The sequence below is a fragment of the Pseudomonas floridensis genome, assembly GCF_002087235.1.
GTDB lineage: Bacteria > Pseudomonadota > Gammaproteobacteria > Pseudomonadales > Pseudomonadaceae > Aquipseudomonas > Aquipseudomonas floridensis.
Genome location: NZ_MUIO01000001.1, coordinates 1 through 26,722 on the forward strand (window position 1 = coordinate 1; position 26,722 = coordinate 26,722).

Consider the following 26,722-nt stretch of genomic DNA (forward strand, 5'->3'; position numbering starts at 1 on the left):
GCTTGATCGAACCGCTGACTTCGCAGCCGCTGATCCTCACCGGCCTGTCGTTCGGCGGGCTGGTCGCCTATGAAATGGCCCGGCGGCTGACGGCGGCGGGGCATCGGCGGGTGACGTTGGTGCTGCTCGACACCCAGGGCTCTGACGACCCCGGTTTTCGGCAGCAGATCGGCACCGTGGACATGGCCGAATTCCGCGACAAGCTGGTGCGTTTCAACGGCATGTATCCGGGCATCGAAGACGCGCAGGTCGAGCGTTATTTCCACCTCTACAACCACAATCGCCTGGCCATGGCGGCTTACGAATGCCTGCCGCAGGCGGGCCGGATCGTGCTGGTCCAGGCCCGAGAAGGCTTCAGCCGTCAACAGTTGCACGAGCTGCGCGGATTCTGGCGGCGTCGCGCAGGCAATGGCTATCAGGCCCGCCTGGTGCATGGCGGGCACTGGGACATGCTGGAAAGCGCCGAGGTGCATCGAGTTTCGCAGACGCTCAGGCGCGAACTGCAACGTTTCGATGCGCAGGAGGCGAAATGATGGATACCCACGAGCACAACACGAACAGCCCGAGAACTTTACTGGGACGCTTCGCCGAGCAAGTGCGCGACACGGCGCAGGCGCTGGCGGTGATCGACCTGCAGCGACAGTTGAGTTACGCCGAACTGGACAGCGCCAGCGAGCGCATAGCAAACGGACTCAAGGCGCGAGGTGTGAAACCCGGCGAATCGCTCGCGCTGTGTATGCCGCGTTGCTGGCAATGGGTCGCGACGATGCTCGGCGCTTTGAAAACCGGCGCGGTGGTGGTGCCGCTGGACGCTGCCAGCCCGTTCAAGCGCCGGGAACTGATGCTGGCCGACGCCGGTTGTGTCGGGCAGGTGACCTTGACGGAAGAGGCGGGCGGGTCGCCGTCACTCTGGCACGTTGCCGTCGACGTGCTGCTGGATTACCCGGACCCGCCTCGGCAATCGATTGCCGATACGTTCGCCGAGGTGATGTTCCTGTTCTACACCTCGGGCACCACGGGCACGCCGAAGGCGGTGGAGGTTGGCGAGCGAGCTCTGTTGCGGCTTGTCGAGCCCGACGGCTACCTGACGATTCGACCGGCAGACCGGTTTGCCTGCCTGTCCAACCCGGCGTTCGATGCGTGCAGTTTCGAGTTGTGGGCTCCACTGCTCAACGGCGCTTGCTGCGTGATGATCGCCGACGCAGACCTGCAGGATGCCCGGCGCCTCGCTGAGGTGCTCCAGAGGCAACGCGTCACCACGCTGTTCATGACCGTATCGCTGTTCAACACCCTGAGCGCCGAATATCCGGCCTGCTTCGCCAGCCTGCGTCAGGTGCTGATCGGCGGCGAGCAGGTCAGTGCTGCCGCCGTTCGCGCCTGGTACCGCGCCAACCCTGACAGTGACTGCCGGATTTTCAATGTCTATGGGCCGACCGAATGCACGACATTCGCCTTGAGCTACCCGATTGCCCGCGATTTCGAAGGGGATGCGGTGCCCATCGGCTGGCCGTTGCCGGACACCGGCGTGCGTGTGCTGGATGACCGGCAATACCCGGTCGCGCCCGGTGAAGCTGGCGAGTTGTACCTGAGCGGCAGCGGGGTCGCGCGCGGCTACCGTCATCGCCCTGAAGAAACTTCGCGCAGTTTCGTTCGTCTGCACGGCTTTGATGGCGCTGAGCAGCGGTATTACCGCACCGGCGATCTGGTGCGCGTCAATGGCGACGGGTTGATCGAGTACCTGGGCCGCATGGACCGGCAGGTCAAAGTCCGTGGCTTTCGTATCGAACCGGGCGAAATCGAGCAGCGCCTGCTGGAGCATCCGGGCGTGGCGCAGGTATACGTGGGCACGCGCCGCCATGCGGCCGAAGATCATCAGTTGCTGGCCTTCATCGTGCCGCGCCACCCGCTGGATTACCGCGAATTCGACGCCCACCTGCGCACGCAGCTGGCACCCTGGATGCGTCCGCACCGGTTGCATCTGGTCGAACGTCTGCCGTTGACCGCCAACGGCAAGATCGACCCTGTCACTTTGTTGGCCGAGGCGCCGCCAGCCTGGCGGCCTGACGTTGACACCGCCTGTGACGACACGCAATCACCCGCTCTGAACTGGTTGCTCGGTCAGGCTCGCGCGCTGTTGTCGCACCCTGCGCTGGGTGCGCAGGATGATTGGCTGGGCAGTGGCGGCGATTCGCTGAAAGCCCTGCGCCTGCGCTCGATCATCCGCACGCATTGGCAGAGGGAAATCCCCATGGCTGCGCTGCTGAGCGAGTCATTCGAGACGCTCGCCGAGCGCCTGAACAGCGAGCAGAACCCGGCGTCCACGTACCCGGCCGCACCCGCCGTCGGCACCTCCCGGCGTCAGCCTGCGACAGCCGAACAAAGTCGGCTGTGGTTGTTGCAACAGCGCACGCCGGACAGCACCGCCTACAACGTGCCGATCATCCTGCACTTGGCGGCAGGGATTGATGTGCAGGCGTTGAGTGATGCCATCGGGCGTCTTGTGGCCCGGCATCCGGCCTTGCGCATGGCGTTCGAGTCTGCGGCGGACGGGTTGCATCAGGTGGTGGCCGACCAGGCCGCGTCCTGCCGCAGCTTTGCCCCCGGACATTTCACTGAGCAAAACTGGCGCAGTTTCGCGACGCTGGTTTTCGACACACCGTTCGATCTGGCAACGCCGAGCCTGTTTCGGGCCTGGCTGTTGCCGTTCGCCGATGGCAGCTGTCGGCTGCTGATCAATCTGCACCACATCATTACCGACGGCTGGTCGATGAACCTGTTGTTCGAGGATTTGGCACAACTTTACGACGCCACCGTGCAGGGGCGGGTAGCGGCCGATCCGTTGCCCGGCCCGACCACGCTCGAGTTTGCCCAGTGGCAGCGCCAATGGCGTATCGCGCCTGCGTACCGTGATCAGCGTCGGGCGCTGGCTGGCGTGCATCGGCGGCTGGACGCGCCGTCGCCTGCGCTGCAACCGGTGCGTGCGCCGGGCCCGCAGGCCAGCCTCTACCGGCAGCCACTGGGCGTGGTACGCAGCGCAGCGCTGGACCGGTTTTGCAGTCAGCATCGCTTCACGCGCTTCGAAGTGCTGTTCAGTGTTTACGCCTGGAGCGTTTATGCCCTGACCGGGTGCACGCGACCCAGCATCGCCAGCCCGGTTTCCAATCGCCCATTGGCAGTGTTCGAAAACGCGCTGGGCATGTTCGCCAATACCGTGCTGATCCCCACTGCGTTCGATCACGACGTGGTGCTGACCGTGCAGTTGCGTCGTCAAACGGAGCGGGTGCGTGACGTACTGGCGTTGCAGGATGTGGTTCTCGCCGATCTGGTGGAAGACCTGCGGTTGTCATCGACCTCGGCCCTGTTCGATTTCATGTTCGTGCTGGAAAACACCGATTACGCCCGATTGGCTGACACTGGCCTGCGCGCCACTCTGGAATTTGCCGACGCGTTGCAGGCCAAGTGCCCGCTGACCCTGCTGATGGTCGATGGCGGCGCGCAACTGGAGTGCTGGTGGGAATATCAGTGCAGCCATTTCGACGTGACGCAGATCAGCGCGATCAACGCCGTGTTCCAGCGGGGTCTGGATCTGCTGCTGGAGCGTCCGGCTGCAACCCTTGATGACGTGCTCCAGCCCTACCGTTGCGGTCTGCCACCGGCCAGTCTTGGCGAGAACGCCGAGCCACCGTTCACGACCTTGGCCGACTGGTTCGAGCATCAGGCGCAGAGCACGCCGGACACCATCGCGCTGGTTGCCGGTCAGTGCCGCCTGAACTATGCCGAGCTGAACGCGCAGGCGGATAATCTGGCCACGCTTCTGCTGGACCGACACCCATTGCTGCGCAGGCAAGACGACGCGCCGCTGCAGGTCGTGGTGTATCTGGACGCGTCGGTCGAGCATATCGTCGCCTTGCTGGCGCTGGCCAAACTCAACCTGACCGCTGTGCCGCTGGACCCCGGTTATCCGTTGGCCGTGCAACGCCAGGTGCTGCAGCAGGCGCAGCCCCAGTGTCTGCTGTTCAGCACGGCGACCGAAGCGGCACTGGACGGACTGGCCGTCGAGTCATGTGTTCGCCACCGGATCGACCTTGATGATGCACCGCTGCAACCGTTCCAGCGTCCGCCTCACAAGGGGGAACGGCCGCTGTATACCTTGTTCACCTCGGGTTCCACCGGCACGCCCAAAGGTGTGCAAGTGCCGGATATCACGTTATGCAACCTGCTGCACTGGCAACGCACTGAAGGCCGGTTGCCCGCCAGATCCGTGACGTTGCAATTCTCCATGCTGTCGTTTGACGTGTCGTTTCAGGAAATTTTCAGCACGCTGTGTGGCGGCGGCACCTACCACCTGATCGAACCGCGCTGGCGGCAGGATGCCCAGGCGTTGCTGGATTATCTGCTGGCCGCGCGCGTCGAGCGCGTATTTCTGCCTGGCGTTGCCCTTCAGCATCTGGCGCAAACCGCCGTCAGCCAGCGCCTGTATCCGCAGGCTTTGCGTGAGGTGATCACCGCTGGCGAGCAATTGCTGTGCAGCGATGCATTGCGCGACTGGTTCGGCGGCATGCCCCAGGCACGGCTGTTCAACCATTACGGCCCGACCGAAACCCACGTGGTCAGTGCCTGGAACCTGCCAGCAGCGGTTGAGGACTGGCCGTTGCGTGCGCCCATCGGGCGGGCGGTGAGCAATGCACGGTTGCTGCTGGTGGATGAGTTCGACCGGCCGGTGCCTGCGGGCAGTCGCGGCTACTTACTGGTGGCCGGACCGATGATTTCTCGCTGCTACCTCGCCGACCCGGGGTTGAACGCCACGCGTTTTGTCGAACTGCCACAAGCGGACGGCACGCTTGCGTTGTTCTACCGCACCGGCGACCTGGCCTGCACCGACGCTGCCGGTTTGCTGCATTACCTGGGCCGCGACGATCAGCAGGTCAAAATCAGCGGCCAGCGTCTGGAACTGGGGCAGATCGAAGCGGCGCTGATGCAGGCGCCATCGGTGGTCAACGCGGTGGTAACGATTCACGGCGAATCGCAACGCTTGACCGCCTGCCTGCAACTGGAAGGTTCGCCGCCCGATCCACAGGCTCTCGACCGTCAGGTTGCGCTGCACCTGCCGGCCCATGTGCGAATCGATGAATACCGGCGGATAGACGTCTGGCCACGTACACCGAGCGGCAAGATCGATCGACGGGCATTGAACGGGCTGGGCACACCGCTGCCACGTCAGAGCACCGTTCCTGCGACCGGGCAATTGAACCCGCTGGAACAGCAACTGAGCGAGCTGTTCCTGGCGGTGATCGGTCACCCCATCGAGGTGGATCAGACCTTCTTCGAAGCGGGTGCCACCAGCCTTGGCCTCATGCGATTGCACGCTCGCTATCATCAGGAATTGTCACAACCGGTGTCGATGTCTGACCTGTTCGAGCACGTCAGCGTGCGCCGTCTGGCGCGGCATTTGAGCGCGTCGTCTTCGACTTCGGCCCGGCATGCGCAGAGTGTCGATGCCCGTGAGCAACCGATGGCCATCATCGGCATGACCGTCAATGTGGCCGGTGCGCAGAATCTGGCCGAATTCTGGACGATGGTTCAAGGCAATCGACTGGGCATCGAGCAGTTCGCCGCCGCTGAAGGGCAGGTGGGTGCGCGCAGTCAGTTGAACGGCCTGCTGGATTTTGACCCCGAGTATTTCGGCATCAGCCGTCAGGAAGCACGCTTGATGGACCCGCAGCAGCGGCATCTGCTGATGGCCTGCGTGCAGGCGTTGCAGCATGCCGCGATCACGCCTGGCGCCGAGGGGCCGCGTATCGGGTTGATTGCCAGCTGCGGCGAAACCACTTACTTCCAGCAGATGCTGCGCGACAGCAGCGATGGCGATCTGCCGGACGGGTTTCAGATGGCGCTGCATCATGACAAGGACTTTCTCGCCACCAAGGTCGCTTACCATCTGGACCTCACCGGTCCGGCCATGAGCGTGCAGGCGGCGTGCGGCAGTTCGCTGATCGCGGTGCATCTGGCCAGCGCCATGCTGCGCCAGGGCGACAGTGACGTGATGCTGGCGGCAGGCGTGCTGGTCGATCCGACGCTCACAGAAGGTTATCGTCACCGCTCCCAGCACATCTTTTCCCGTGACGGCCTGTGTCGACCATTCAGCGAGGACGCCAGCGGCACCATCGGCGCCAGTGGCTATGGCGTTGTAGTGCTTAAACCGCTGGCCCGTGCCGAGGCTGACGGTGACCGGATCTACGCGGTGGTCGAAGCCACGGCGCTGAACAATGACGGGCGCAGCAAGATGAGCTACACCGCGCCGTCGGTCGCGGGGCAGAATGCGGTCATTCGCGAAGCCATGCGCAAGGCCGGCGTCGCCGGGGCCGACATGGGTTATATCGAAGCGCACGGCACCGGCACGCTGCTGGGCGACCCGGTCGAGGTCGCGGCGCTGAGCAAGGCGTTTGGTCCTGCGCCTGAGTCGGAGTGCGCGCTGGCTTCGGTCAAGAGCCAGATCGGTCATCTGGGCGCCGCGGCGGGTGTGGTCGGACTGATCCGGGCAACGCTTGCGGTGTTTCACGGGGTGATTCCGCCCAACCTGGGATTCTCACGGATCAACCCGCAGATCGAGCTCAAGGACTCGCCGTTCTACATTCCCACGACGTCCCGACCCTGGCCTGAAGGCCGTCGGCGGTTGGCCGGGGTCAGCAGTTTCGGCATTGGTGGCACCAACGCCCATGTGATTGTCGGCGCGGCTCGATCACCCGTGCAGATGACGCCAGACAAGACGACCTGCCTGCTGCTGTCGGCGCACAGCCGCTCGGCGCTGGAGCGGGACATGGCCGTCATTCAAGGCCGGTTGAACGACTTTCCCGAGCAGCGCACGGCATTGCTGCGTCACCTGCAATCCGGTCGGCGCGCCTTGCGCTGGCGCATGGCGATGGTCTGTCCGATGGATGGGCCTGTGTGTTTGCAGAGCGCATCGATCAAGGAGGTCACGCCCTCGACGGTGCGTTTGAACAGTGGTGAGCATTCGCCGCAAGCGCTGCTCGAGGCCTGGTATGACGGAGCAACGATTGACGGACCGTCGCGCTCGGCACCGCCGCCCTGGGACCTGCCGCCCTCGGCTTTCGATCTGCAGACTTATCGTTTTCAGAGCAGCGTCGCGTCCGAACCTGGCATTGAACGCCAGCCAATCGCGGACTGGTTTTATCAGCGACAGTGGCAGCGAGTGCGGCGCATGAGTTCACGCAGTGCCGCTCAGCGTCGTGATCTGTTGCTGGTCTGCAGCCATGACGGTCTCGACGAGACACTGCGTGATTGCCTGCAGGGCGTTTACCGGCGCGTGGTCGAGGTCCGCGCGGGCAACGGCTTCCAGCGGCTTGGTCCTGATTGCTACGGGCTGGACCCGCTGGACACTCAGGCGCTGGGCCGCTTGCTTGAGACCGTGAGTGCAGCGACCGACAGCGAGCCGGCCCCGCAGACGCTGGACTGGTTGCATGCGCTGCCGCTGTCGGTCTCCGGCCAGGTCAACGAGCAAAGCCTGGCGGCCGCGCAGTGGGCATGTCTGGACACGATCAGCGCTTTATTGCAGGGCTGGGGCCAGGTGCCGCGCAGTCTCTCGTTGCGGCTGTGGTTGCTGTCGTGGCAGGCCTGTCCAGTCAACGGCGACGTGAAACGTCCCGAGTTGGCGGCGCTGGCGGGTGTCACTGAGGTCGTTCCTCAGGAGTATCCGGTGCGTTGTCATTGGCTGGACCTCGACGGTCCGCAACTCGCCGCTCGCCCTCAGGCGCTGGCGGCGCTGCTGTCTGACCCCGAAGCGGCACCCCGGCGCATGGCGATTCGCGACGATTACCTGTGGCAGCCAAGCGTGCAGGCCAGTCCGATGGCCACGCCGAAGGTCGAGGCGGATCTGCTGGCACAGGACGGGGTAGTTCTGGTGCTGGGAGGCAGCGGTGGCATCGGCAGCACGTTGTGCGAGCACCTGTTGCGCGACAGCCAGCGGCGAGTGGTGTTGCTGTCGCGTCGTGGCGAATGCCCAGATGCTCTGACGGCTTACCGCTCGCGCATCGATATGCTTCAGGCCGATATGGCCGACCGCGCAGGCTGGCCGAGGGTGCTTGAACAGCTGCGTGGTCGCTATGGCCGCTTCGACGGCATCATCCACGCTGCCGGGGTCGGCGCGGGCAGTCTGATCCGTCATCGCGATGCGAACGCTCTGGCCGACGCAATGGCCGCCAAGACCCTTGGCATGCTGGCGGTCGAGGAGCTGATCCAGCAGATGACGCCCAGATTCGTGCTGTACTGCTCGTCAATGGCGTCGATGTTTGGCGGTGCGGGCCACCTGGACTATGCGGCGGCCAGCGGTGTGCTGGACGGCTTTACCCACTACCACCCGACTACGACGAGCGACTGCGTGCGATTGGGCATCAATTGGGACATCTGGCGCGACTCCGGCATGGCCACGCACGCGTCGGCAGGCGATGCCACGCACCTGCAACACCTGGCCGTGGGTATGTCGGCGCAAGAGGGCTGTCATGTCTTCGACATCGCGCTCAATGCTCAACTGCCACAACTACTGATCTCGACGACCCCCATCGACACGGCACGGCGTTTCTATCCGGTGCGTCATGGCGCGGGACCGACTGTGGCGCAATCTGCCCTTGAGGCCTCGACGGTGAACGGGCAGGGCGCGGACCTGAAGACCCGTCTGCATGATTGTCTGTGCAAGTGGCTGGGCGTAACGGCGCTGGACGAAGATGATTCGCTCTACGAGCTGGGTGCCGATTCGCTGACCTTGCTGGACCTGATCGATGAACTTCAAACGGCCACCGGTGTGGTGATCGAACTGTCGCGGTTCAGCCATAAGGTCAGCCTGCGCGAGGTGCTGGCGCTGGTGCAGGATGATGATTGCGATCCGACGGCCACTACGCAGAACGCCTGGGACGATGCGGTACGTATCGATGAGTGGCACGCGGGGGCAGGGCACGACTGGCTTTACCTGGTGCACCCGGTCGGTGGCGATGTTCAGGCGTATCGTGAACTGGTGTCGGCATTGCATCCGGACCTCGGCGTGCGGGTGATTGCCGACCCGGCGCTGCGTTTGCCCGAGCTGCCTGCCATCAGCCTGGCTGAGCGCGCGCGACTTTACGTGCAGGCGGTGCATGCCGCCCATGCCGAACGCACGAACTGGCGACTGGCTGGTTGGTCGTTTGGCGCCTGGGTTGCGCAGGCCATGTGCGGTCTGACGCAGGACTCGGGTTTGATACAGCCGACGCTGTATCTGATCGACCCGCCCGCGCCGGATGCCGGAGCCGAGCTGGCGCAGATTGACGAGCAGCAGGTTCGCGAAGTCTTCCAGCGCGAGTTCTCCGCGCGTCGGCCCGGCGAGATGGCCAACGACGACACATCGCGCTACCTGCAACGGCTGATCGTCTGCTGTCAGAACAACATGGCCAGCATGGCGGATCATCGGCCCACGCAACTGCCCGCGACCGCGACGCGACTGTTCATCGCTACACGACCCAATCCCTACGGCATGGGCAACAATTGGCAAATGCCAGCGCTCAAGGCAGCGTGGCAGGCCTTGTTACCGCAGTTGCAGAGCTGGCAGCCGCTGGACACCGATCATTACGGCATGGTCGCCAGTCCGTGGGTGCAAGCCATCGCCGAAATGATCAACACCGACTTGATTGAGCAGATGTGAGGAGAGCGACATGGAAGATGCCGGGGCGCAGTTCGACGTGGTGATCAACAAGGAGGGCCAATACGCCATCTGGCCTTCAGGCAAGGCGATGGCGTCAGGATGGAGCCTGGCAGGTGTGTGCGGTGAACGACAAACCTGTCTGGATTACATCGCCGAACACTGGACGGACATGCGTCCGCGTTCGTTACGCACGAGTGATCGGTCGCAGTGATCGGCTCGGCCGCCGGATACGACAATCAGAGGGTGAGGGAACATGGATCAACTGGCACTCAAGGCCATCGAGCGCATTGCGTCCGCTACGCACGCGCCGTACCGCAGCATCGGCATTGACCGGCTGACGCCGATCATTGGCGCCGAGGTGAGCGGTGTGGACTTATCGCAGCCTTTGGGCAACGAGCAACTGGGTGAGATCCGCCGGGCGTTTCTGGAGAATCATGTGCTGGTGTTTCGCGATCAGCACCTGAGCGTGGAGCAGCACAAGGCGTTTGGTCGACTGTTCGGTAAGTTGCGCACCTTGCCGGTGGACAGCATCGATGGCGATGATCCCGAACTGGTAGTGGTCCGTGCCAACGCCCAGTCACGCTTCGTCGCGGGCGAAACCTGGCACACCGACGGCACCGCCGACCTTGAGCCTTCGATGGGGTCGATGCTCTACGTCAAGGAAACCCCGGCCATCGGCACGGGCGGCGATACGCTGTTCGCCAATATGCACCTGGCGATCGAGATGCTGTCACCGATCATGCAGCAGTTCCTTGCCGGACTGACCGCCATTCATGATGGCGAAATACCCTGGAAAGGCTTCAAACCGCCCGCCAACCTGCCCAAGAGCGAGCACCCGGTGGTGGTGCGCCACCCTGAAACCGGCAGGCCGACACTGTTCGTCAACTCGGGGTTCACGTCGCATATCGTGCAGCTGTCAGGCGGCGAGAGTCAGACCCTGCTGAACATGCTGTTCGACCTGGTCGCCCGTGAGCCGATTCTCAGTTGCCGAGTGCGCTGGGCACCGAACACGCTGGTGTTCTGGGACAACCGCTGCACCCAGCATCACGCGGTCTGGGACTACTTTCCGCATTCTCGCTATGGAGAACGCATCACGATTCTGGGTTCGCGGCCGCAGGCTTGAACGCGTGTCCCGGAGCAAAAAGATTTCGTGGGAGTGAGCCAACTGTTTTTAACGACCTCTTAGATACACCTTTTTCGCGAACAAGTTGGCTCCCACGACCTCGCTCCCACCAGAAAGCGTTTGTTCGACGGGTAGGCGAGCGATCAGGACGATGGCCTGGCAGCACTGCGCACTGGCTCCAGCGGCAATGTATAAATCAGGTCGTCAAACCATTGATCACCAATCTGATAAGCCTGCGGCACGCGCTGCTCGAAGCTGAAGCCGCATTTCTCCAGCACTTTGCACGAGGCGATATTGCCATCGGTCACAGTGGACTCCAGCGAGTCCAGGCCGATGGCGGCGGCGTAATCGATAATTGCCAGGCGCGACTCGGTGCCATAACCCTTGCCTTGATGCTCGGGCAACAACAGACAACCCACCTCGGCATGACCCGGGGACATGATGCGAAAGCCGCTGACGCCCAGCTCCTGCCCGCTCAGCGTGTCGATTACTACCAGGCACAGCCAGTGATCCGACTGCGGTGTCCAGGCCGGCAGTCGATGATCGAAACCCTTGCGGATCATCTCTTCGCCGATTTCTCCGAACACATACTGCATGGTCTGCGGCTCACGATGAAGCCTGAGAAACAACGGCCAGTCCGTGTCGACCAGCGTGCGCAGGTAAAGCCGTTCAGTGTTCAACTCAAGCATCCATTGCTCCTTGCACGATCAGAAAGGCACGGGGTTTTGTACCCGGCGCGGGGGGAATGATCAATCACTGAATCAGTACATCAGCCTTTAACAGTGCGCAAGGCAAGATCGCTCTGTCATTTCATGCAATGAACGCCATGGCGTGGCGCGACTCTATTCATCAGCGCAGCGCGCAACGTCACCCATCACAGCGGCTACCGGCCTGACAGGAGCGTAACCCCTTGGACAAAAAACAACCTTTGTCTTTCAGCGAGCAGGAGCGGGCACAGGCGCGCCAGTTCAATCAGAAGCTCGCCCGGTTTCCCCGCTTCAAGGTCCGCAACCGCGTCATGCCCGTTCTGATTCAGTCACTGTTGCGCGTCAGCCAGATCGGCGGTGCGGGCAAACTCACCCGACACGGCCTGCGCGCGGAAAAGAAAATCGTCAGCGCCAATAATGTACCCGTGTCCGTGCGCATCATCAGGCCCAACGGCAAACCGAAAGGCGTCGTGCTCGATTTGCACGGCGGCGGCTGGGTGATCGGCAATGCACAGATGAACGACGACCTCAACGTCGCAATGGTCAATGAGTGTGACGTGGCCGTGGTCTCGGTGGATTACCGGCTTGCCGTCTCCACGCCGGTCGAAGGTCTGATGGACGACTGCTTCTCGGCGGCCTGCTGGCTGCTGGGCAATGACTGCACGGAGTTTGCCGGCCTGCCGGTGATCATCGTCGGCGAATCGGCTGGCGGTCACCTCGCCGCAGCCACCTTGCTGAAGTTGAAGGAAAAGCCCGAGTTGCTGCTACGCATAAAAGGTGCGCTGCTCTATTACGGCGTCTACGACCTCACCGGATCGCCCAGCGTGCGCGCAGCCGGACCCGAAACCCTGGTCCTTGACGGTCCCGGCATGGTCGACGCCCTGCGCCTGCTGACGCCGGGTCTGACCGACCAACAGCGCCAGCAACCGCCGCTGTCACCCTTGTACGGCGACCTCAACGGTCTGCCGCCCGCGCTGATGTTTGTCGGCGACATCGATCCGCTGCTGGACGACACCCTGCAAATGGCCGAGCGCTGGAGGGCCGTGGCCGAGGTCGAAATGCACCTGCTGCCGGATTCACCGCACGGGTTCGTTCACTTTCAGACGGCGATGGCGGGAAAGGTGCTGGCGCATGCGAGGACGTGGGTGAGTGGGGTGATGGGTGGTTGATTTGCCGAGTGGGTCAGCTCTTTGGAAGTTATCTGGGGCGTTTTCTGTCTTTTAAAGCGTGTATGGCTGGTTTTCACCGCAATACGGCCTACATGCCGACGCGGCACGCCGGGCTGCTCGATTCGGCGTTCAAACACAAGGTTGTGGTCAAGCATGACCCGGTAAACCCGTTTCACATTGATCGCGGGCACGACGCAGCAGTCCCCAGACGCGACGGTATGCATAGCTGGGTAGTTCGCTGACCTCTTGCTGAATTTCAGTGACCAGCTCTACGTCATTCAGGTCTGCTTCGCCGTACTTTGGGCGATACCGATGGCTTGATTCGAACCGTTAATTGCGAGCGCGCCACCCCGAGCGCATGGACTGATCCCTTGCGCAGGTGCAAGGGCCACGACTCGGGGAGCTTCCACGCAGGCACGCCCTGTCGGTGCCAATCTACCGGGCTTTAGCGGGCTGCGCGGTCAGGAGCGATTCTAAAGGCGTACTTGGCGATAGTTTCAGCGTCAAGTCTTTCTCTGTTCATCGGATGCTCGGGCTTGCCTGCCAGGAATTGGGCAAGTTTTTTCATATCCATGAACACCAGCTCCTTATTTCCCTCTTGGCTGTAAGACTGCGACGTGTCCGTCGACTTGGCCGCCAGGCCGATTACCCGCTGACCCTTATTGCCCAACGACAATGGTTCACCAAAAAGACAATGCGTCGCGTCGTCCGGATGATGATCTGCCGCATCCTTGAAACCCAGCTCTTCGGATGCCGCATCGGCCTTGGAGATTGTACGCAACTGACTGAATTGTGAAGATATAGCTTTGGCGGCTGCACGGAGTTCTCTCATTTGCGCGACGACGTCAGGCCGACGCGCTGGTTCGGCTATGAAGGCATCAACAATCGTCTGTACCCTTACCCCCGGGTTCAGATCAAGCAAGCGCATTCCGTAAGAAACATTGCTCTCGTGATCCTCACGCTCCGGCATTACCGGCAATGTTGCCGCACGCGTGTCGCGTGGTCGCCTGGGTGAGCTCGCAGGTCCCATTGGGACGGCTGGGCGAGGCTCTTGAGCAACCAGGGGGCGCGGCCCCAACCTTCGGTTCAGCGCAATATTCAGGTTCAGCAGCGGATGGTCCATAAGGCTCAGCGACGTTTCATTGTATGGACGAATCCCTGCACTTCTCAGTGCGCGCCTCAGATCCTCGGGTAGCGCTCGACCATGCATTATGTGGGCGCCAAGGGCCGTGTGCAGGCGCCCCATATTGACACCCTGTTGATCCAGGTGCCGCAGCGCGGCATCGGCATCGCTATTGCCACGATTACGCATCGCAACCCTGTCAGGTCGGGTGGGCACCTGATTGACGCGTGGGGGGCTTCTGTCTACAGGCGTGCGAGAGGTAGACGCATTAGATGCGGTCGACGAACGTCCTTGATTAGGTGCCATCAAGCGGGCGAACCGTCCAAATAATGAACGCTGGCTGCTGGCCGATGATGCCGCCGCAGGACTGGCCGGTGCTGGCGTCGGCGACCTTGCTGGTGTCGGTGCCCGTGCAGGTGCTTCAGCCGCCTGCTGGCGAACAGCCCGACGTAGAGCCCCACGGAGCTCGACAGCGAGTTCCGAGTTGGGGCTTATTCCAGTCATTGGCATATTGGGGAAATGCTGGAGAAATATAGTTTGCTCGGCTCGAGAAAAAGCCACTCCGTTGCCATTCATGGCATTGCGCAGCATCGTGCGAGTATGGGCAAGATCAGCGCCCGCTCCGACCAGTTGCTGAACGATGCTCTCGGCGTGAGCCGTCGCCCCTTGATGCTGCGGTGCACGGGCATAAGCAGGTGTCTGCGGCGTGCGTCTTGTCTCTGTTTGCGCATGCGGCGCTGCGGCGTCGGCATGTTCCTGCCGCGTATTTCTTCGCTCTGCATGTGCACGCGGCGTGGCGGGATCGGCAGGCGCCTGCGGCCTGCGGCGCACTACGGCATCCTCTGCTGTAGGCATACCCTGCTCCAGCCACTCTCTGGTTTGGCGCGAGAGTGGCCTGGACCGCGGGAGCCTCTCACGTCCGGCTGGCGGTGGCGATGCAGGCGCATCCGATGGAGACGACGGGACGTGCGGGCTGTTCGAGGAGCTTGCACCGCTGCTGGATCCGTGCGCGCGACCCGGCGCTGGTTCGGGCTCTATGTGTCCGCCAAGATAAGCGCCCGATGGCCCCGCTCTATTGATACCCACCATATGCTGATCCTCTCCGACCTTGTGGATGCGGGCCAAATCACCCGCAAAATCAACGCTGTGTGGCAACCGGGCAAAAAAGAGTTCCATTTCGCCTGTCCCTGAACATCCTTGGCGAACCTGAGCAACCGTGCTTGACCCAATCTCAAAAAATAACTCCGGCTTCCACATTGCGAGCCTTGGTCAGAGTGGAACAACACACCTTAAGGCTTCCCTCGCTGCTCGTAAGCCGTGTCCAAGGCCTTGATGACCAAGTCCGCTTCCGGTTTTTCCCGACAACGCCCAGCCCACAACACGGTGGGCAAAAAGATTTAGGGTTCGTCTGAAAAGTCAGCCCGCATGCATCTTTCGATGCAAGCCAGTGTGACCATCGCTTTAAAGCTACTTGCCAGCTTGTCGTAACGCGTACAGATCCGACGTTTTTCCTTGAGCCAGCTGAACAACCGCTCAATAACGTTGCGTTTTTTATACTGAGGCCCGTCAAACAGCCGAGGCAGGCCAAGTTGCAGGCCCTTTTTTCCAGCGCCGTTGGCTGCCCGGGTGGCCCGGATTGACGTGGAATCGACCATCCAGGGTCCAGATCGATGAAACCGTCTTTTCGCAAACGAAGATGAAGGTGGCGCAGGACCTGCTTAAACAAGGCGACTTTTCAGAGAAATCCTGGAAAAGGGGTGGTCAGCATCTTGATATCCCTGATTCGGTTTTGATGGTGTCAGCAGTAGTTGATGCGTGGCCATTCGAATGCCTGGAACTCTGTCGACTTGGCGATTCAGATATGTTTTTCTCAGGGCGGCGTTATAAAAAGCTACTACCGCCCATAAACCTCCGCCAACTGCGCTTGCGTCAATGCGTCCTCGAACGGCACGGGTACGGCTTTAACCGCACCATACAAATTCCGATACCGCGAGTAATTCCCGCTGCCTGCCAGCTGATAGCCACGTTCCACCACACGCTGACCATCCAGCACATACCTCAGTGTTTCCTGAGCCGCGGCCGGTGGATCAGGGAGCGTCATGTCTGCAGCCAGCAAGCGCATCGATTCATCGATGCACTCGTCGAGGGCGGCGGTGACTAGGGGCAAGTCGAGGGTGCCGTCATCGATGCACAGCTTGCCGCAGCGTCGGATCGGTTGACTCGTGACTTCGATACGCATGCGGTACAACACCGACCCTGCTATGTCCTGCACCTGTACCTGGTTGATCAGTACAAAGCTGCCGCGATCCGAAGTCAGCATCAGCTTGGGCTCTACCATCAGGCGGGCGCTGATGGTGCCGGTGCCTTGTTTGATGCCCGCTGCCTGTGAGGCCTGCTGAAAACGCTGTTGCAAACGTTCTTGCAGTTGCACCCCGGCCAGCAGGGTGGCCAGTGGCTGTGACTCCTTGACGGCTGCATTTTCGGCATCTCGTTGCAGGCTGCCGCTGCCCATTTGAGTGTTGATCAGGCTGGCAACCAGCACACCCGCGACTCCTGCACCCGCGCCGGAACTCGATACGAGGTTGTAGCTGGACGACGCGGCTTTTTTCGCAGCTTCGGGGTCGATGACGGTGCTCGCACCGACGAATGTGGGCGGCAGTTGCAGGTCAACTTTGACGCCGTGGGTCTGCACATAGACGACGGCGCTTTGCGATTTGAAACCCGCTGGCGGCGCAGGTTTCTGCGCGCAACCGGCCAGTGAGAGCAGGGCCAGTGCCATGGCCGAAATCAATGTGCGTCTCGCTGTTCGAACGCGCCCAACATTTGCTGGCGGCTCGTGTCCATCGCCTGATAGAAGGCGTTGGTGAGGTTTGGATAGTTCGGCTCATCCCACTCGCCTTGTGCAGCTTGTACGACAGTGAAGGCTTTGAACCACATCAGCTTGCTGTCATTGAGATCGACAATCATGCCTTGCCCGATGATTTGCGCCATTGGCACGCTGGTCGGCACCACACTGTAGTAGCTGCGCGTGGCGCCCGTGCCCTGAACATTGATGAGCAGCAGACGATCGACGCCGTAGGTTGTCTTGATCGATGACAGGTCGCGGATTGTATAGCCTTCACGGAAGCTGACTTCCTTGTAGGTATTCAGGTCGACCGGTTCGTTGATGCGCTTTGCCTTGTAACCTTTCGCTTTCAGTTTGGCGACTATAGCGTCAGGCAGTGTGTTGAGGTCTTTGACCTGCCACTTTTCGACATTGCCGCGCAGGCTGCTGTTGACGCTGGTATTGACCGCCAGGTCCAGCAATCCCTGGGTACCCGTCAATGCCAGCACGGGCTGCGGTATGACGGTAATCGCGACGCCGATGGTCTGCTCTTTGCCGTCCCAGAACTGATGATCCAGCGCCACTGGAGGTTGAACGTGGGCACAGCCGGTGAGGGCCAGACAGGCCAGCAGAGTCAGTGCCGCCAAGGAGCGAAGTGCGTGAAAAGACATCTCTCAATTCCCTTTGTTTAAAAATGTTGAGGCCTTTATCGGCAGCATCACGATTAACAACAGTAATTAAATGATGTTTTTTTGGAGTTTTTTCACTCACCGGCGAACAGCACCCGCCATCATGTCCGCACCTTCGTGCGGAGACCTGAATGCACTGGTTATCGGATTCACCACGCCGGGGCTATTCGCTTTCCGAAGGTCATGACGGGACGATTGCGGGCATATGCGCGCACAAGCGAGGTCAAGGCGTTTGCCGCCAACATGGCGTGGTTGACCCAAGTGTTGAGTGATGCGGGTTTGGGAAGGAATTTAGCGCTTCAGGCTGCGCTCATAAGCCGCCAGCACAGTACGCTCCGATTGCACCAGGTAGGCTTCAAGCATCTCGGTCGCCTTGTCGGGCTGTCCGGCTTCCACGCATTCGAGAATCTCGGCGTTCATATGGATGTAGGGCAGGTGCAGGAATTCGGGGGCGTTGAGCAAGCCGAAAGCCAGGCGCAATTCAGCCGATATTTGTCCGTAGAACACCACCAGACGCGGGCTGTCTGCCAGTTCGACAATGCCCTGGTGGAACATCATGTTGGCGGTACCCACGGCCACCCAGTCTTTGGCTTCACGCGCCCGGACGCCGGCTTCGACGGCCTCGCGCATGTGCAGCGCTCCGGGGTGCTGCGGGTAGCCTTGAGCGATGGCATTGCATTCGATGAAGCGGCGCACGCGGTAGATGTCGATGATCGAGGCCATGTCGGGTTCAGCCACGGTCACGCCGCGATTGGGTTCGTGCTTGAGCAACCCCTCCCGGGTCAGAACCCGGAACGCTTCTCTCAATGTATTGCGGGAAATATCCAGATTTTCCGCCAATGCCGCTTCCGACAGACGCTGGCCGGGAACCAGTTCGCCTTCGACCAGCATCCTGCGGATTTCCTGAGTGATGGATTCTCCGAGCGTACGTGGGAGAGAAGAGGGTGCTGCGTCTTTCATAGGAGATCCAGGATGGTAAAAGCCGCGACGATATTCCCTGAGAGCTTAGTGCGTGGCAAGAAAGAAGCGCGGTGAGTGCTTCATTACGTAGCGTAAATGGGTGCTGGGGTAACAATGTGGTGCAATTAAGTGATCAATGAAGATAGGATTGTTCAACAATAAGTCCGTCATTTGCCTACATCCGAGACCGATTGGTTGAGCCTTGGCACGCACATTGCTCTGTCCGGGTATCACTCACCGTAGGAATGTTGCCGTGACACAGACCACTCAAGAGTTCACAAAAGCCCGGCGCGCTTCGTTGATCGCCGCGATATTCATGATGGCGACGTCTGCCATCGGTCCAGGCTTCCTTACTCAGACGGCGACCTTTACCGCAACGCTGGGTGCTGCGTTTGCGTTCGGCATTCTGGCGTCGATCCTGATCGACTTCGTTGTTCAGCTGAACGTCTGGCGTATCGTGTCGCTGACCAAAATGCGCGCGGCCGATCTGGCCAATGCTGCTATTCCGGGCAGCGGCTACTTGCTGACGGTGTTGGTGCTGTGCGGTGGCCTGGTGTTCATGCTGGGTAACATTGCCGGTGCAGGTCTGGGTTTGAATGCGCTGACCGGCCTTGATCCTAAATGGGGGGGCGCCTTGAGTGCGCTGCTCGCCATTGCGATCTTCTCGTCTCATCGCGCAGGGGTGGCGATGGACCGGATCATGATGGGGCTGGGCATTCTGAAAATATGCCTGATCGTGTTCGCATGCTTCGCTACCCATCCTCCGCTGGGCGAGGCCCTGCGTCAGTCGGTGTGGCCTGACTTCATCGACTTTGCCTCGATTACGACCATTGTGGGCGGCACGGTAGGCGGTTACATCACCTATGCAGGCGCTCACCGTCTGCTTGACCGTGGCACCGTTGGCGTGGAAAACATTCAGGCCGTATCCCGCGCTGCACTGACCGGTATCCTGGTCACGGGTATCGCTCGCTACATATTGTTTCTCGCTATTCTGGGTGTGGTGGCCAGCGGTGTGGTGATCGACGTGTCTGGCAAGGGCGCAAACCCTGCCGGTCAAGCCTTCCAGGCGGCAGCAGGTAACATCGGCATGATGATGTTCGGTCTGGTGTTATGGGCCGCGGGTATCAGCAGTGTGATCGGCGCGTCTTATACATCGATGTCCTTCATAACGGTGTTTTCCAAGAAGATCACTGAGCGCGCTCGTCACCTCGCCACCGTGGTTTTCATCGTCATCTGCATGGCGGTGTATCTGATGATCGGCAAGCCGCCAGCGGCACTGCTGGTGTTCGCAGGTGGTTTCAACGGCCTTATCCTGCCGCTGGGCCTGAGTATTTTCATGTACGTGGGCTGGCGGCGTTCGGACCTAATGGACGGCTACCACTACCCTCGCTGGCTGCTGGTGCTGGGCGTGCTGACCTGTCTGCTGTCGTGGTTCATGGCTTACAAATCGGCAGGCGCCATCTTTGCCTTCATCGGCGCGGCCTGATCCAAAGGAGATTTTCTGATGCGTGCAATTGACCTTAACAGCGACCTTGGAGAGAGCTTCGGCGCCTGGAGCATGGGCGACGATGCCGCGATTCTTGAAGTCGTCAGCAGCGCCAACGTGGCGTGCGGCTTTCATGCCGGTGATCCGGCTGGAATACTGCGCACGCTTGAAGCCGCTGCCGCTCGTAATGTGGCCGTCGGCGCCCATGTGGCGTATCCGGACCTGGTCGGCTTCGGTCGACGCAATATGGACGTGCCTGCCGGGCAGCTTACAGCCGATGTGATTTATCAGATCGGCGCGCTTCAGGGCCTGGCCCGCGCCGCCGGGACCCAAGTGACTTACGTCAAGCCTCATGGTGCGCTGTACAACACCATCGCAGGCGACCCTGTTCAGGCTGCGGCAGTGATCCAGGCGATCCTGCGCATCGACCCGCAGCTCAAGCTGGTCTGCCTCGCCAATTCGAAATTGCTCGGCTGGGCCCGTGATGCAGGTCTGACCTGCGTGTCCGAAGCCTTTGCGGACCGGGCCTACACCGCCCAGGGCACGCTGGTCTCGCGCTCGCGGCCCGGCGCGGTGCTGCACGATGTCGAGCTGATCACCGAGCGCATGCTGCGTCTGGTGCGTGACGGCGTCATCGAGGCTGAGGATGGCAGCCTGATCGCGCTGGAAGCCGACTCGATCTGCGTGCATGGCGACAGCCCCGGCGCCGTCAACATCGCCCACGCCCTCAAACGACGCCTGCTTGAAGCAGGGGTCGACATCCATGCCTTTACCCGAGGTCAACCATGAGTGCTTTGAACGATGCGCGCCAGGCCGCCATTGCCGCCCGCGCCTTGTACCGGGCAGGTACCGTGTCACCGACCGCTGGCCATGCGCCCGGGTTGACCCAGGCCAACATGATTTCCCTGCCGCGTAACTGGGCCTATGACTTTCTGTTGTTCGCCCAGCGCAACCCTCAGGCCTGTCCGATCCTGGATGTGACCGAGCCGGGCAGCTACAGCACCGTTCTGGCCGAAGGCGCCGACCTGCGTACCGACATCCCGCTGTATCGTGTCTGGCGTGACGGCAAGCTGGCCGATGAAGTGACCGATGTCCGCGACCTGTGGACCGAGCATACGGATCTGGTCAGCTTTCTGATCGGCTGCAGTTTCACGTTCGAAACCGGTTTGCGAGAAGCGGGTATCGACGTGCGCCACATCAGCGAGGGCTGCAATGTGCCGATGTACCGCAGCAACCGGGCCTGCCGACCTGCCGGTCGCCTGCAGGGAGAAATGGTAGTGTCGATGCGGCCCATTGCGGCCAGTCGCGTGGCCGATGCGGCGAAAATCACCGCGCGTTACCCCAGCGTCCACGGCGCGCCTGTGCATGTGGGCGAGCCAGGCTTGCTGGGGATCGAAGATATTTCGCGTCCGGACTTCGGCGATGCCGTGACCGTCCGGCCGGGGGAAATTCCGGTGTTCTGGGCCTGTGGCGTGACCCCGCAGGCGGTGGTCATGGCCTCGGGGGTGCCGTTCGCGATTTCCCATGCGCCGGGCTACATGTTCATCACCGATGTGCCTGACAGCCACTATCACGTATAGGAGAGGAACATGCGTTTCTACCCGGTCAGCCTGGACGCGCTCCTGGTTGAATTGGCGAATCTGGACGAGACTCTCGCCCTGTTCGACTCGTTGCAGCAGCAGCCCATCCACGGCGTGGAGGAACTCGTTCCTGCAGCCCGGACGGTGCTGGTGCATTTTCGGCCCGGTGCGGTCAGCCGTGAAGCGCTGGCGGCGCAGATCGCCACGCGTGATGTGCACGGCAAGGTGCGTGAAGCCGGCAAGTTGATTGAAATTCCGGTGCACTACAACGGCGAAGACCTGCACGATGTGGCTCGTGAGCTGGAGATCAGTCCCGAAGAGGTGATCCGCCGTCACACCGGCAGTGATTACAAGGTGGCCTTCTGTGGCTTTGCACCGGGCTTTGCTTACCTGAGCGGTGGTCCAGAGTTCGTGGTGTCGCGCCGCAGTACACCGCGCACCCGGATTCCGGCCGGTGCCGTTGCGCTGGCGGGCGGTTTCAGTGGCGTCTACCCGCAGGCCAGCCCCGGCGGCTGGCAGATCATCGGCATCACTGAGGCCCGCATGTGGGATCTGGAACGCGACGAGCCTGCGCTGCTGCAACCGGGTTACCGTGTGCGTTTTGTGGATGCCGGTCCTGCGGCCAGCGAAAAAGTCCTGGTGCCTGCACCGGTACGTCAGCGTGACGAGGCTAGCGAGAACTTTCTGGAGGTGCTGTCATCTGGGCTGCAGACCCTGTTTCAGGATCTTGGACGCCCCGGCCGCGCAGGGCAGGGCGTTTCAGCCTCTGGCGCCATGGACCGCGGCGCGCTGCGTGCCGCCAACCGAGCGGTAGGCAACGATCCGGCGACGGCCTGTCTGGAAGTCTTGATGGGCGGGCTCGACTTCACCTGTCACGGCCAGACGGTCGCGGCGGTCACGGGCGCGACCGCCGCGGTCGAGGTGCGTACCGCAGAAGGTCGGCGGCTGCGGCCGGCGCTGTATACGCCGTTCGTGCTGCATGACGGGGATCAGGTGAGCATCGACTCGCCTTCGGCCGGATTGCGCAATTACCTGGCGATTCGCGGTGGTTTCACACAGGAACCGGTGCTCGGCAGTCTGTCCACCGACACGCTCGCTCAAGTGGGGCCTGCGCCGCTGACGGTAGGTGATCGACTGGGTTTCCATCACAAGCCGGGCGGCGCTTCGGTGTCGCTCAGCGAGCAACCACCGTTCGACATGCCCGTTTCTGATCAGGTCATCGTGCTGGACGTGGTGATGGGGCCGCGCAGTGACTGGTTCACGGCCGATGCGCTGGCCGTGCTGGCCGGGCAGACCTGGCAGGTCACGCCGCAGTCGAACCGCATCGGTATGCGGCTGGCGGGTGATCAGGCGCTGGAACGTGCCGTTCATGGCGAGCTGCCCAGCGAGGGCACCGCCGTCGGCGCTATTCAGGTGCCGCCCAACGGTCAGCCGGTGCTGTTTCTGGCGGATCACCCGCTGACCGGTGGCTATCCGGTGATCGCGGTCGTCGCGCCTCACCACCTGGACCTTGCGGGTCAGATCCCGATCAATTCGCGTATTCGTTTCAATCCATTGGGCGCTTTCGAGCCCGTGGACCCAGCTCTTTCAGACGAGACCCATCACCCATGAAAAAGGTTCTGATTGCCAACCGTGGCGAAATTGCCATCCGTATCGCCCGCGCCTGCCGCGACTATGGTGTGGCCTCGGTGGCGGTGTATGCCGATGCCGACATCGATGCGCTGCATGTGTGCCAGGCTGATGAGGCGTACGCGCTGAACGGCGAACGTCCTGCCGACAGTTACCTGAACATCGAAAAATTGCTGGCGGTGGCTGCGCGCGCCGGTGCCGACGCCGTTCACCCCGGTTACGGATTTCTCTCCGAGCGAGCCGATTTCGCCCGCGCCGTGATCGCTGCCGGACTGACCTGGATCGGCCCGGACCCGAGCACTATCGATGCACTGGGTGACAAGGTGCAGGCCAGACGTATTGCCCAGAAAGTCGGCGCGCCACTGGTGGCCGGGACCGAAGGCCCGGTGAACGATGCCCGTGAAGTGGTCGCGTTCGCCGAGCAATTCGGACTGCCGATCGCGATCAAGGCGGCGTTCGGCGGCGGTGGTCGCGGTTTGAAGGTGGCGTGGAAACTCGATGAAGTCAGCGAATTGTACGAGTCGGCGGTGCGCGAGGCGGTTGTCGCGTTCGGGCGTGGCGAGTGCTTCGTCGAGCGCTTTCTGGACAAGCCCCGACACATCGAAGCGCAGATCATCGCCGACCGTCACGGACGCGTCGTGGTCGCCGGTACGCGCGACTGCTCATTGCAGCGCCGTAATCAGAAGCTGATCGAAGAAGCGCCTGCGCCCTATCTGGACGATGCCCTGCGTCAGCGCATCCATGATTCAGCGCGTGACATCTGTGCCGAGGCTGGCTACGTCGGCGCGGGCACGGTGGAGTTCCTGCTCAGCGCCGACGGCACGTTGTCGTTCCTGGAAGTGAATACCCGCTTGCAGGTCGAGCACCCGGTTACCGAAGAAACCAGTGGTATCGATCTGGTGATCGAACAATTACGGGTCGCCGACGGCCTGCCGCTGTCGTTTGAAGGCACACCGGTTCCGCGTGGCCATAGCTTCGAATTCCGCATCAACGCCGAAGACGCCGGCAATGGCTTCCTGCCGACGCCGGGCACCATCGATGTGTTCCAGCCACCGTCCGGTCCGGGTGTCCGTCTGGAAACAGGTGTCGAGCAGGGCTCGCGTGTATCGCCCAACTTCGATTCGATGATCGCCAAGCTGATCGTCACCGGCGCCACGCGTGAACAGGCGATCCGTCGTGCGCGTCGTGCACTGGCCGAGTTCAATGTCGACGGCGTGGCCACGGTGCTGCCGTTCCACCGCGCAGTGATGGCGCACGACGATTTCACCGCGGCCAACACGTTCGCCGTGCATACGCGCTGGATCGAAACCGACTTCGCGGAACAGATCACTATCGCCCCGCGCAGTGCCGCGCCGGCCGATCCGGGCGTGCTACGCACCTTCGTCGAGATCGACGGCAAACGCCACGAACTGGGTCTGCCAGCGGCGCTGTTGCGCGGCGTCAGTCTGGGTGGCGGCGAGGCGGCCGTTGAAACCGCGCCGGTCGAGGCGGTCGATCCACAGGCCGTCATGACCCCGGTCGCGGGCAATCTGCACAGTTGGGTCGCCAAAGACGGTGAATCGGTGGAAGCAGGACAAGTCATTGCGGTGATGGAAGCGATGAAGATGGAAACATCGATCTTCGCCCCTTGCGCAGGTTACTTGCAGATCACCGAACAGTCCGGAAGTTATCTGAACGCAAAGTTCATGATCGGACGTATCAAGACAGACAGTTGATTAAGTAAGCGTCTTCTCTTTTCAGGTTATTACGCACGGCCGGGTCATCATCCGGTCGATGCGTCCTGTCGCCTACCAGCGGATCAGCGGTGACGATCACTTTCCCTAACTCGCCAATACCGATCTGGCTTATGTCATCCAGAGTACTGATCGTGAGCTACACGTTTCCGCTGTGGTGAGAGCGTCATGGGTACGGTTTGCACGACGTGGCTATGTGCTCTAATCGGCTCGATTACAGGTGTCGGTACCGCAAGACTTTAATATCCGATTGAAATGCACGCCGTTGCCCGACAGAATCGCGCCCCGATCCGGCCTGAGGTGCCGGACGTTCTCGATGAAAAGGGGTTGCCGTTGAACGAACAGACATTGTCCATGCGCCTTGAGCGCGTGGCGGCGCTGGTGCCGGTCGGAGCGCGGCTGGCCGATGTCGGCTCGGATCACGGCTACCTGCCGGTGGCATTGATGCGCCGTGGCGTAATCACCGCCGCGGTGGCCGGGGAGGTGGCGGTGGCGCCGTTTCAGTCGGCCCGACGTGTGGTGCGCGAGTACGGCTTTGAGGATCGGATCAGCGTGCGTCTGGCCAACGGTCTGGCGGCAATCGAGGCACAGGATGCGATCAACGCGATCAGCCTTTGCGGCATGGGAGGCGAGACGATCCGCGACATTCTCGACGAGGGCAAGGCACGTCTGAACGGCGGCGAGGTGTTGATCATGCAGCCCAACGGCGGCGAGCAGCCCCTGCGCCGATGGTTGATGGACAACGCTTATCGCATCGTCCACGAAGACGTGCTGCACGAAAACCGTTTTGATTATGAAATCATCGTCGCCGAGCGCAGCGGCCCGGTGACATATAGCGCTGAAGAGTTGTATTTCGGGCCCTTGCATCTGCAGGCCAGAAGCCCGGCGTTTCTGGCCAAGTGGCGGCGCAGGCTGATTCAACGGCAGAAGACCCTGGACAACTTTGCCCGAGCGCAACTGCCAGTTCCTGAAAGCAAAGTGCAGGATGTGGTCCGACAGATTCGCTGGATCAATGCGTTGCTGGCATGAGTTGAGTCAAAGCCCCAGGCAGACTGCGCCGGTCGCGACCAGCGCACACACCGCCCAGCGCCTGGTGGTCATGGCCTGACCCAGAAACAATCGCCCGATCAGTGCGGCAAATACTACGCTGGTTTCACGCAATGCCGACACGCCACCCATGGCACCTGATTGCATCGCCCAGATCACAATGCCGTATGCGGCGATGGACACCAGACCGCCGATCATCGATGAACCGACGGCCAGGGGCTGGGTCCTGAGCGAAACCGCCAGAACCTTGAACCCGCGGCTGGCCACGAACAGCAGCGGCATCGCCCAGTAGGACAGAAACATCCACGCGGTATAGGCCAGTGCCTGACCGTCCGACTGACGCACGCCAATACCGTCGATCACCGTGTAAAGCGCGATCAGCACACCGGTGGTCAATGCAGCCAGTACATCGGCGCGGGACACGTGCCGGTCCAGCAGCGCGAGCATGAGAATCCCGCCCGAGATCATGCCGATCCCCAAGCCCTGCAATGCGCTGATGCCCTCGTGAGCGAACACTGCGGCGCCCAGGGTGACCAGCAACGGCGAGGAGCCTCGGGCAATCGAATAGGCCACCGCCAGATCGCCGCGTCGATACGAACGTACCAGACTGAGGTTGTAGACGATGTGCACCAGCCCCGATGCGAGGATGTAGGGCCAGGCACCGGCCGCCGGCAAGGGCAGCATCAGGACCGCCACGGTCGACACACTCGCAATCAGCAGGCTCATCCAGGCCATGGACAGATGACGGTCGCGGTTGCCATGCAGCATGGCGTTCCAGCCGGCATGCAGAACGGCCGCAAGAAGAACAAGACCGCCAGCGTAACTGAACATGGTTATTTCCCGAATGAGCGCGCGTGAGCCGCCGTAGGACAGAATGCGTCGGCAGTATTCCTGTGGGCGGCAAATTATCTGTCTTGGTAGCGCCTGACAAACCAGATAAATTGGTCGCTCACGTTAGCGTAGCTAT

The 26,722-nt window shown here is 61.8% G+C and carries 17 protein-coding genes and 3 pseudogenes; 11 read left to right on the top strand and 9 right to left on the bottom strand.

Annotated elements, in window-relative coordinates; translation table 11 throughout:
• The 4 genes from BZK31_RS00005 to BZK31_RS00020 all read left to right on the top strand — a co-directional run.
• The coding region (locus tag BZK31_RS00005; protein ID WP_244182612.1) for a thioesterase domain-containing protein at positions 1–533 on the top strand (533 nt) is incomplete at its 5' end.
• Positions 533–9,685 carry a non-ribosomal peptide synthetase gene (locus BZK31_RS00010; protein ID WP_083180645.1) on the top strand — a complete coding sequence of 3,051 codons (9,153 nt, stop codon included), beginning with the start codon at positions 533–535 and terminating at the stop codon, positions 9,683–9,685. The genes BZK31_RS00005 and BZK31_RS00010, both read left to right, overlap by 1 nt.
• 10 nt (positions 9,686–9,695) lie before the next feature.
• Positions 9,696–9,896, top strand: a complete 201-nt coding sequence (locus BZK31_RS00015; RefSeq protein WP_083180647.1) for an MbtH family protein — start codon at positions 9,696–9,698, stop codon at positions 9,894–9,896.
• 42 nt (positions 9,897–9,938) lie between these two features.
• Positions 9,939–10,808 (top strand): TauD/TfdA dioxygenase family protein, encoded by an 870-nt coding sequence (locus tag BZK31_RS00020; RefSeq protein WP_083180649.1) that lies wholly within the window; start codon positions 9,939–9,941, stop codon positions 10,806–10,808.
• Positions 10,809–10,951: 143 nt separating this feature from the next.
• Here BZK31_RS00020 and BZK31_RS00025 read toward each other — a convergent pair whose 3' ends face one another.
• The gene (locus tag BZK31_RS00025; protein WP_083180651.1) at positions 10,952–11,497 is read right to left on the bottom strand and encodes a GNAT family N-acetyltransferase; all 546 of its coding nucleotides are present in this window, start codon (positions 11,495–11,497) and stop codon (positions 10,952–10,954) included.
• A gap of 221 nt (positions 11,498–11,718) precedes the next feature.
• Here BZK31_RS00025 and BZK31_RS00030 point away from each other — a divergent pair, with 221 nt between their 5' ends.
• Entirely contained in the window at positions 11,719–12,684 is a 966-nt protein-coding gene (locus tag BZK31_RS00030) for an alpha/beta hydrolase (protein ID WP_167377800.1), read from the top strand.
• A gap of 445 nt (positions 12,685–13,129) precedes the next feature.
• On the opposite strand, the gene BZK31_RS30250 is transcribed toward BZK31_RS00030, so the two are convergent.
• The 7 genes and pseudogenes from BZK31_RS30250 to BZK31_RS00055 form a co-directional block, all read right to left on the bottom strand.
• Positions 13,130–13,612, bottom strand: coding sequence for a type III effector HopAB2 (locus tag BZK31_RS30250; RefSeq protein ID WP_279628775.1), 483 nt, complete (start codon positions 13,610–13,612; stop codon positions 13,130–13,132).
• Between the two features lie 147 nt (positions 13,613–13,759).
• A pseudogene (locus tag BZK31_RS30325) lies at positions 13,760–15,064 on the bottom strand (hypothetical protein); the annotation flags it as partial.
• Positions 15,019–15,208: pseudogene (locus BZK31_RS29130) on the bottom strand (DDE-type integrase/transposase/recombinase); the annotation flags it as partial. The pseudogenes BZK31_RS29130 and BZK31_RS30325, both read right to left, overlap by 46 nt.
• Positions 15,205–15,393, bottom strand: a pseudogene (locus tag BZK31_RS30760) (transposase); the annotation flags it as partial. The pseudogenes BZK31_RS29130 and BZK31_RS30760, both read right to left, overlap by 4 nt.
• Positions 15,394–15,701: 308 nt before the next feature.
• Positions 15,702–16,586, bottom strand: coding sequence for a hypothetical protein (locus tag BZK31_RS00045; RefSeq protein ID WP_083180653.1), 885 nt, complete (start codon positions 16,584–16,586; stop codon positions 15,702–15,704).
• A gap of 8 nt (positions 16,587–16,594) precedes the next feature.
• Positions 16,595–17,302, bottom strand: a complete 708-nt coding sequence (locus tag BZK31_RS00050) for a hypothetical protein (protein WP_083180655.1) — start codon at positions 17,300–17,302, stop codon at positions 16,595–16,597.
• A 309-nt stretch (positions 17,303–17,611) separates the two neighbouring features.
• Complete coding sequence (locus BZK31_RS00055; protein WP_083180657.1) at positions 17,612–18,280, bottom strand: GntR family transcriptional regulator; 669 nt, start codon at positions 18,278–18,280, stop codon at positions 17,612–17,614.
• Positions 18,281–18,533: 253 nt separating this feature from the next.
• Between BZK31_RS00055 and BZK31_RS00060 the strand changes: the two genes are divergently transcribed.
• The 6 genes from BZK31_RS00060 to BZK31_RS00085 all read left to right on the top strand — a co-directional run bounded on the left by BZK31_RS00060 (position 18,534) and on the right by BZK31_RS00085 (position 25,737).
• Complete coding sequence (locus BZK31_RS00060; RefSeq protein WP_083180659.1) at positions 18,534–19,766, top strand: NRAMP family divalent metal transporter; 1,233 nt, start codon at positions 18,534–18,536, stop codon at positions 19,764–19,766.
• Between the two features lie 18 nt (positions 19,767–19,784).
• The gene (locus BZK31_RS00065) at positions 19,785–20,555 is read left to right on the top strand and encodes a LamB/YcsF family protein (RefSeq protein ID WP_083180660.1); all 771 of its coding nucleotides are present in this window, start codon (positions 19,785–19,787) and stop codon (positions 20,553–20,555) included.
• Positions 20,552–21,346 (top strand): putative hydro-lyase, encoded by a 795-nt coding sequence (locus BZK31_RS00070; RefSeq protein WP_083180662.1) that lies wholly within the window; start codon positions 20,552–20,554, stop codon positions 21,344–21,346. Before BZK31_RS00065 ends, BZK31_RS00070 begins: the two co-directional genes overlap by 4 nt.
• A gap of 9 nt (positions 21,347–21,355) precedes the next feature.
• Entirely contained in the window at positions 21,356–22,957 is a 1,602-nt protein-coding gene (locus BZK31_RS00075; protein ID WP_083180664.1) for a 5-oxoprolinase subunit B/C family protein, read from the top strand.
• On the top strand, positions 22,954–24,690 hold the full coding sequence (locus BZK31_RS00080) for an acetyl/propionyl/methylcrotonyl-CoA carboxylase subunit alpha (protein WP_083180666.1): 1,737 nt from the start codon (positions 22,954–22,956) through the stop codon (positions 24,688–24,690). The genes BZK31_RS00075 and BZK31_RS00080 overlap by 4 nt, the downstream gene beginning before the upstream one ends.
• A 351-nt stretch (positions 24,691–25,041) precedes the next feature.
• Positions 25,042–25,737 (top strand): tRNA (adenine(22)-N(1))-methyltransferase, encoded by a 696-nt coding sequence (locus BZK31_RS00085; protein ID WP_279628776.1) that lies wholly within the window; start codon positions 25,042–25,044, stop codon positions 25,735–25,737.
• A 6-nt stretch (positions 25,738–25,743) separates the two neighbouring features.
• Here BZK31_RS00085 and BZK31_RS00090 read toward each other — a convergent pair whose 3' ends face one another.
• Positions 25,744–26,586, bottom strand: coding sequence for an EamA family transporter (locus BZK31_RS00090; RefSeq protein WP_083180670.1), 843 nt, complete (start codon positions 26,584–26,586; stop codon positions 25,744–25,746).
• Positions 26,587–26,722 lie beyond the last annotated feature (136 nt).

What these genes read in the sequence shown, in the direction of transcription:
- BZK31_RS00010 (WP_083180645.1), top strand. Translation starts at nt 533, where the DNA reads ATGGATACCCACGAGCACAACACGAACAGCCCGAGAACTTTACTGGGA.
- BZK31_RS00015 (WP_083180647.1), top strand. Translation starts at nt 9,696, where the DNA reads ATGGAAGATGCCGGGGCGCAGTTCGACGTGGTGATCAACAAGGAGGGC.
- BZK31_RS00020 (WP_083180649.1), top strand. Translation starts at nt 9,939, where the DNA reads ATGGATCAACTGGCACTCAAGGCCATCGAGCGCATTGCGTCCGCTACG.
- BZK31_RS00025 (WP_083180651.1), bottom strand. Translation starts at nt 11,497, where the DNA reads ATGCTTGAGTTGAACACTGAACGGCTTTACCTGCGCACGCTGGTCGAC.
- BZK31_RS30250 (WP_279628775.1), bottom strand. Translation starts at nt 13,612, where the DNA reads ATGCGCTTGCTTGATCTGAACCCGGGGGTAAGGGTACAGACGATTGTT.
- BZK31_RS00045 (WP_083180653.1), bottom strand. Translation starts at nt 16,586, where the DNA reads ATGGCACTGGCCCTGCTCTCACTGGCCGGTTGCGCGCAGAAACCTGCG.
- BZK31_RS00050 (WP_083180655.1), bottom strand. Translation starts at nt 17,302, where the DNA reads ATGTCTTTTCACGCACTTCGCTCCTTGGCGGCACTGACTCTGCTGGCC.
- BZK31_RS00055 (WP_083180657.1), bottom strand. Translation starts at nt 18,280, where the DNA reads ATGAAAGACGCAGCACCCTCTTCTCTCCCACGTACGCTCGGAGAATCC.
- BZK31_RS00065 (WP_083180660.1), top strand. Translation starts at nt 19,785, where the DNA reads ATGCGTGCAATTGACCTTAACAGCGACCTTGGAGAGAGCTTCGGCGCC.
- BZK31_RS00070 (WP_083180662.1), top strand. Translation starts at nt 20,552, where the DNA reads ATGAGTGCTTTGAACGATGCGCGCCAGGCCGCCATTGCCGCCCGCGCC.
- BZK31_RS00075 (WP_083180664.1), top strand. Translation starts at nt 21,356, where the DNA reads ATGCGTTTCTACCCGGTCAGCCTGGACGCGCTCCTGGTTGAATTGGCG.
- BZK31_RS00080 (WP_083180666.1), top strand. Translation starts at nt 22,954, where the DNA reads ATGAAAAAGGTTCTGATTGCCAACCGTGGCGAAATTGCCATCCGTATC.
- BZK31_RS00090 (WP_083180670.1), bottom strand. Translation starts at nt 26,586, where the DNA reads ATGTTCAGTTACGCTGGCGGTCTTGTTCTTCTTGCGGCCGTTCTGCAT.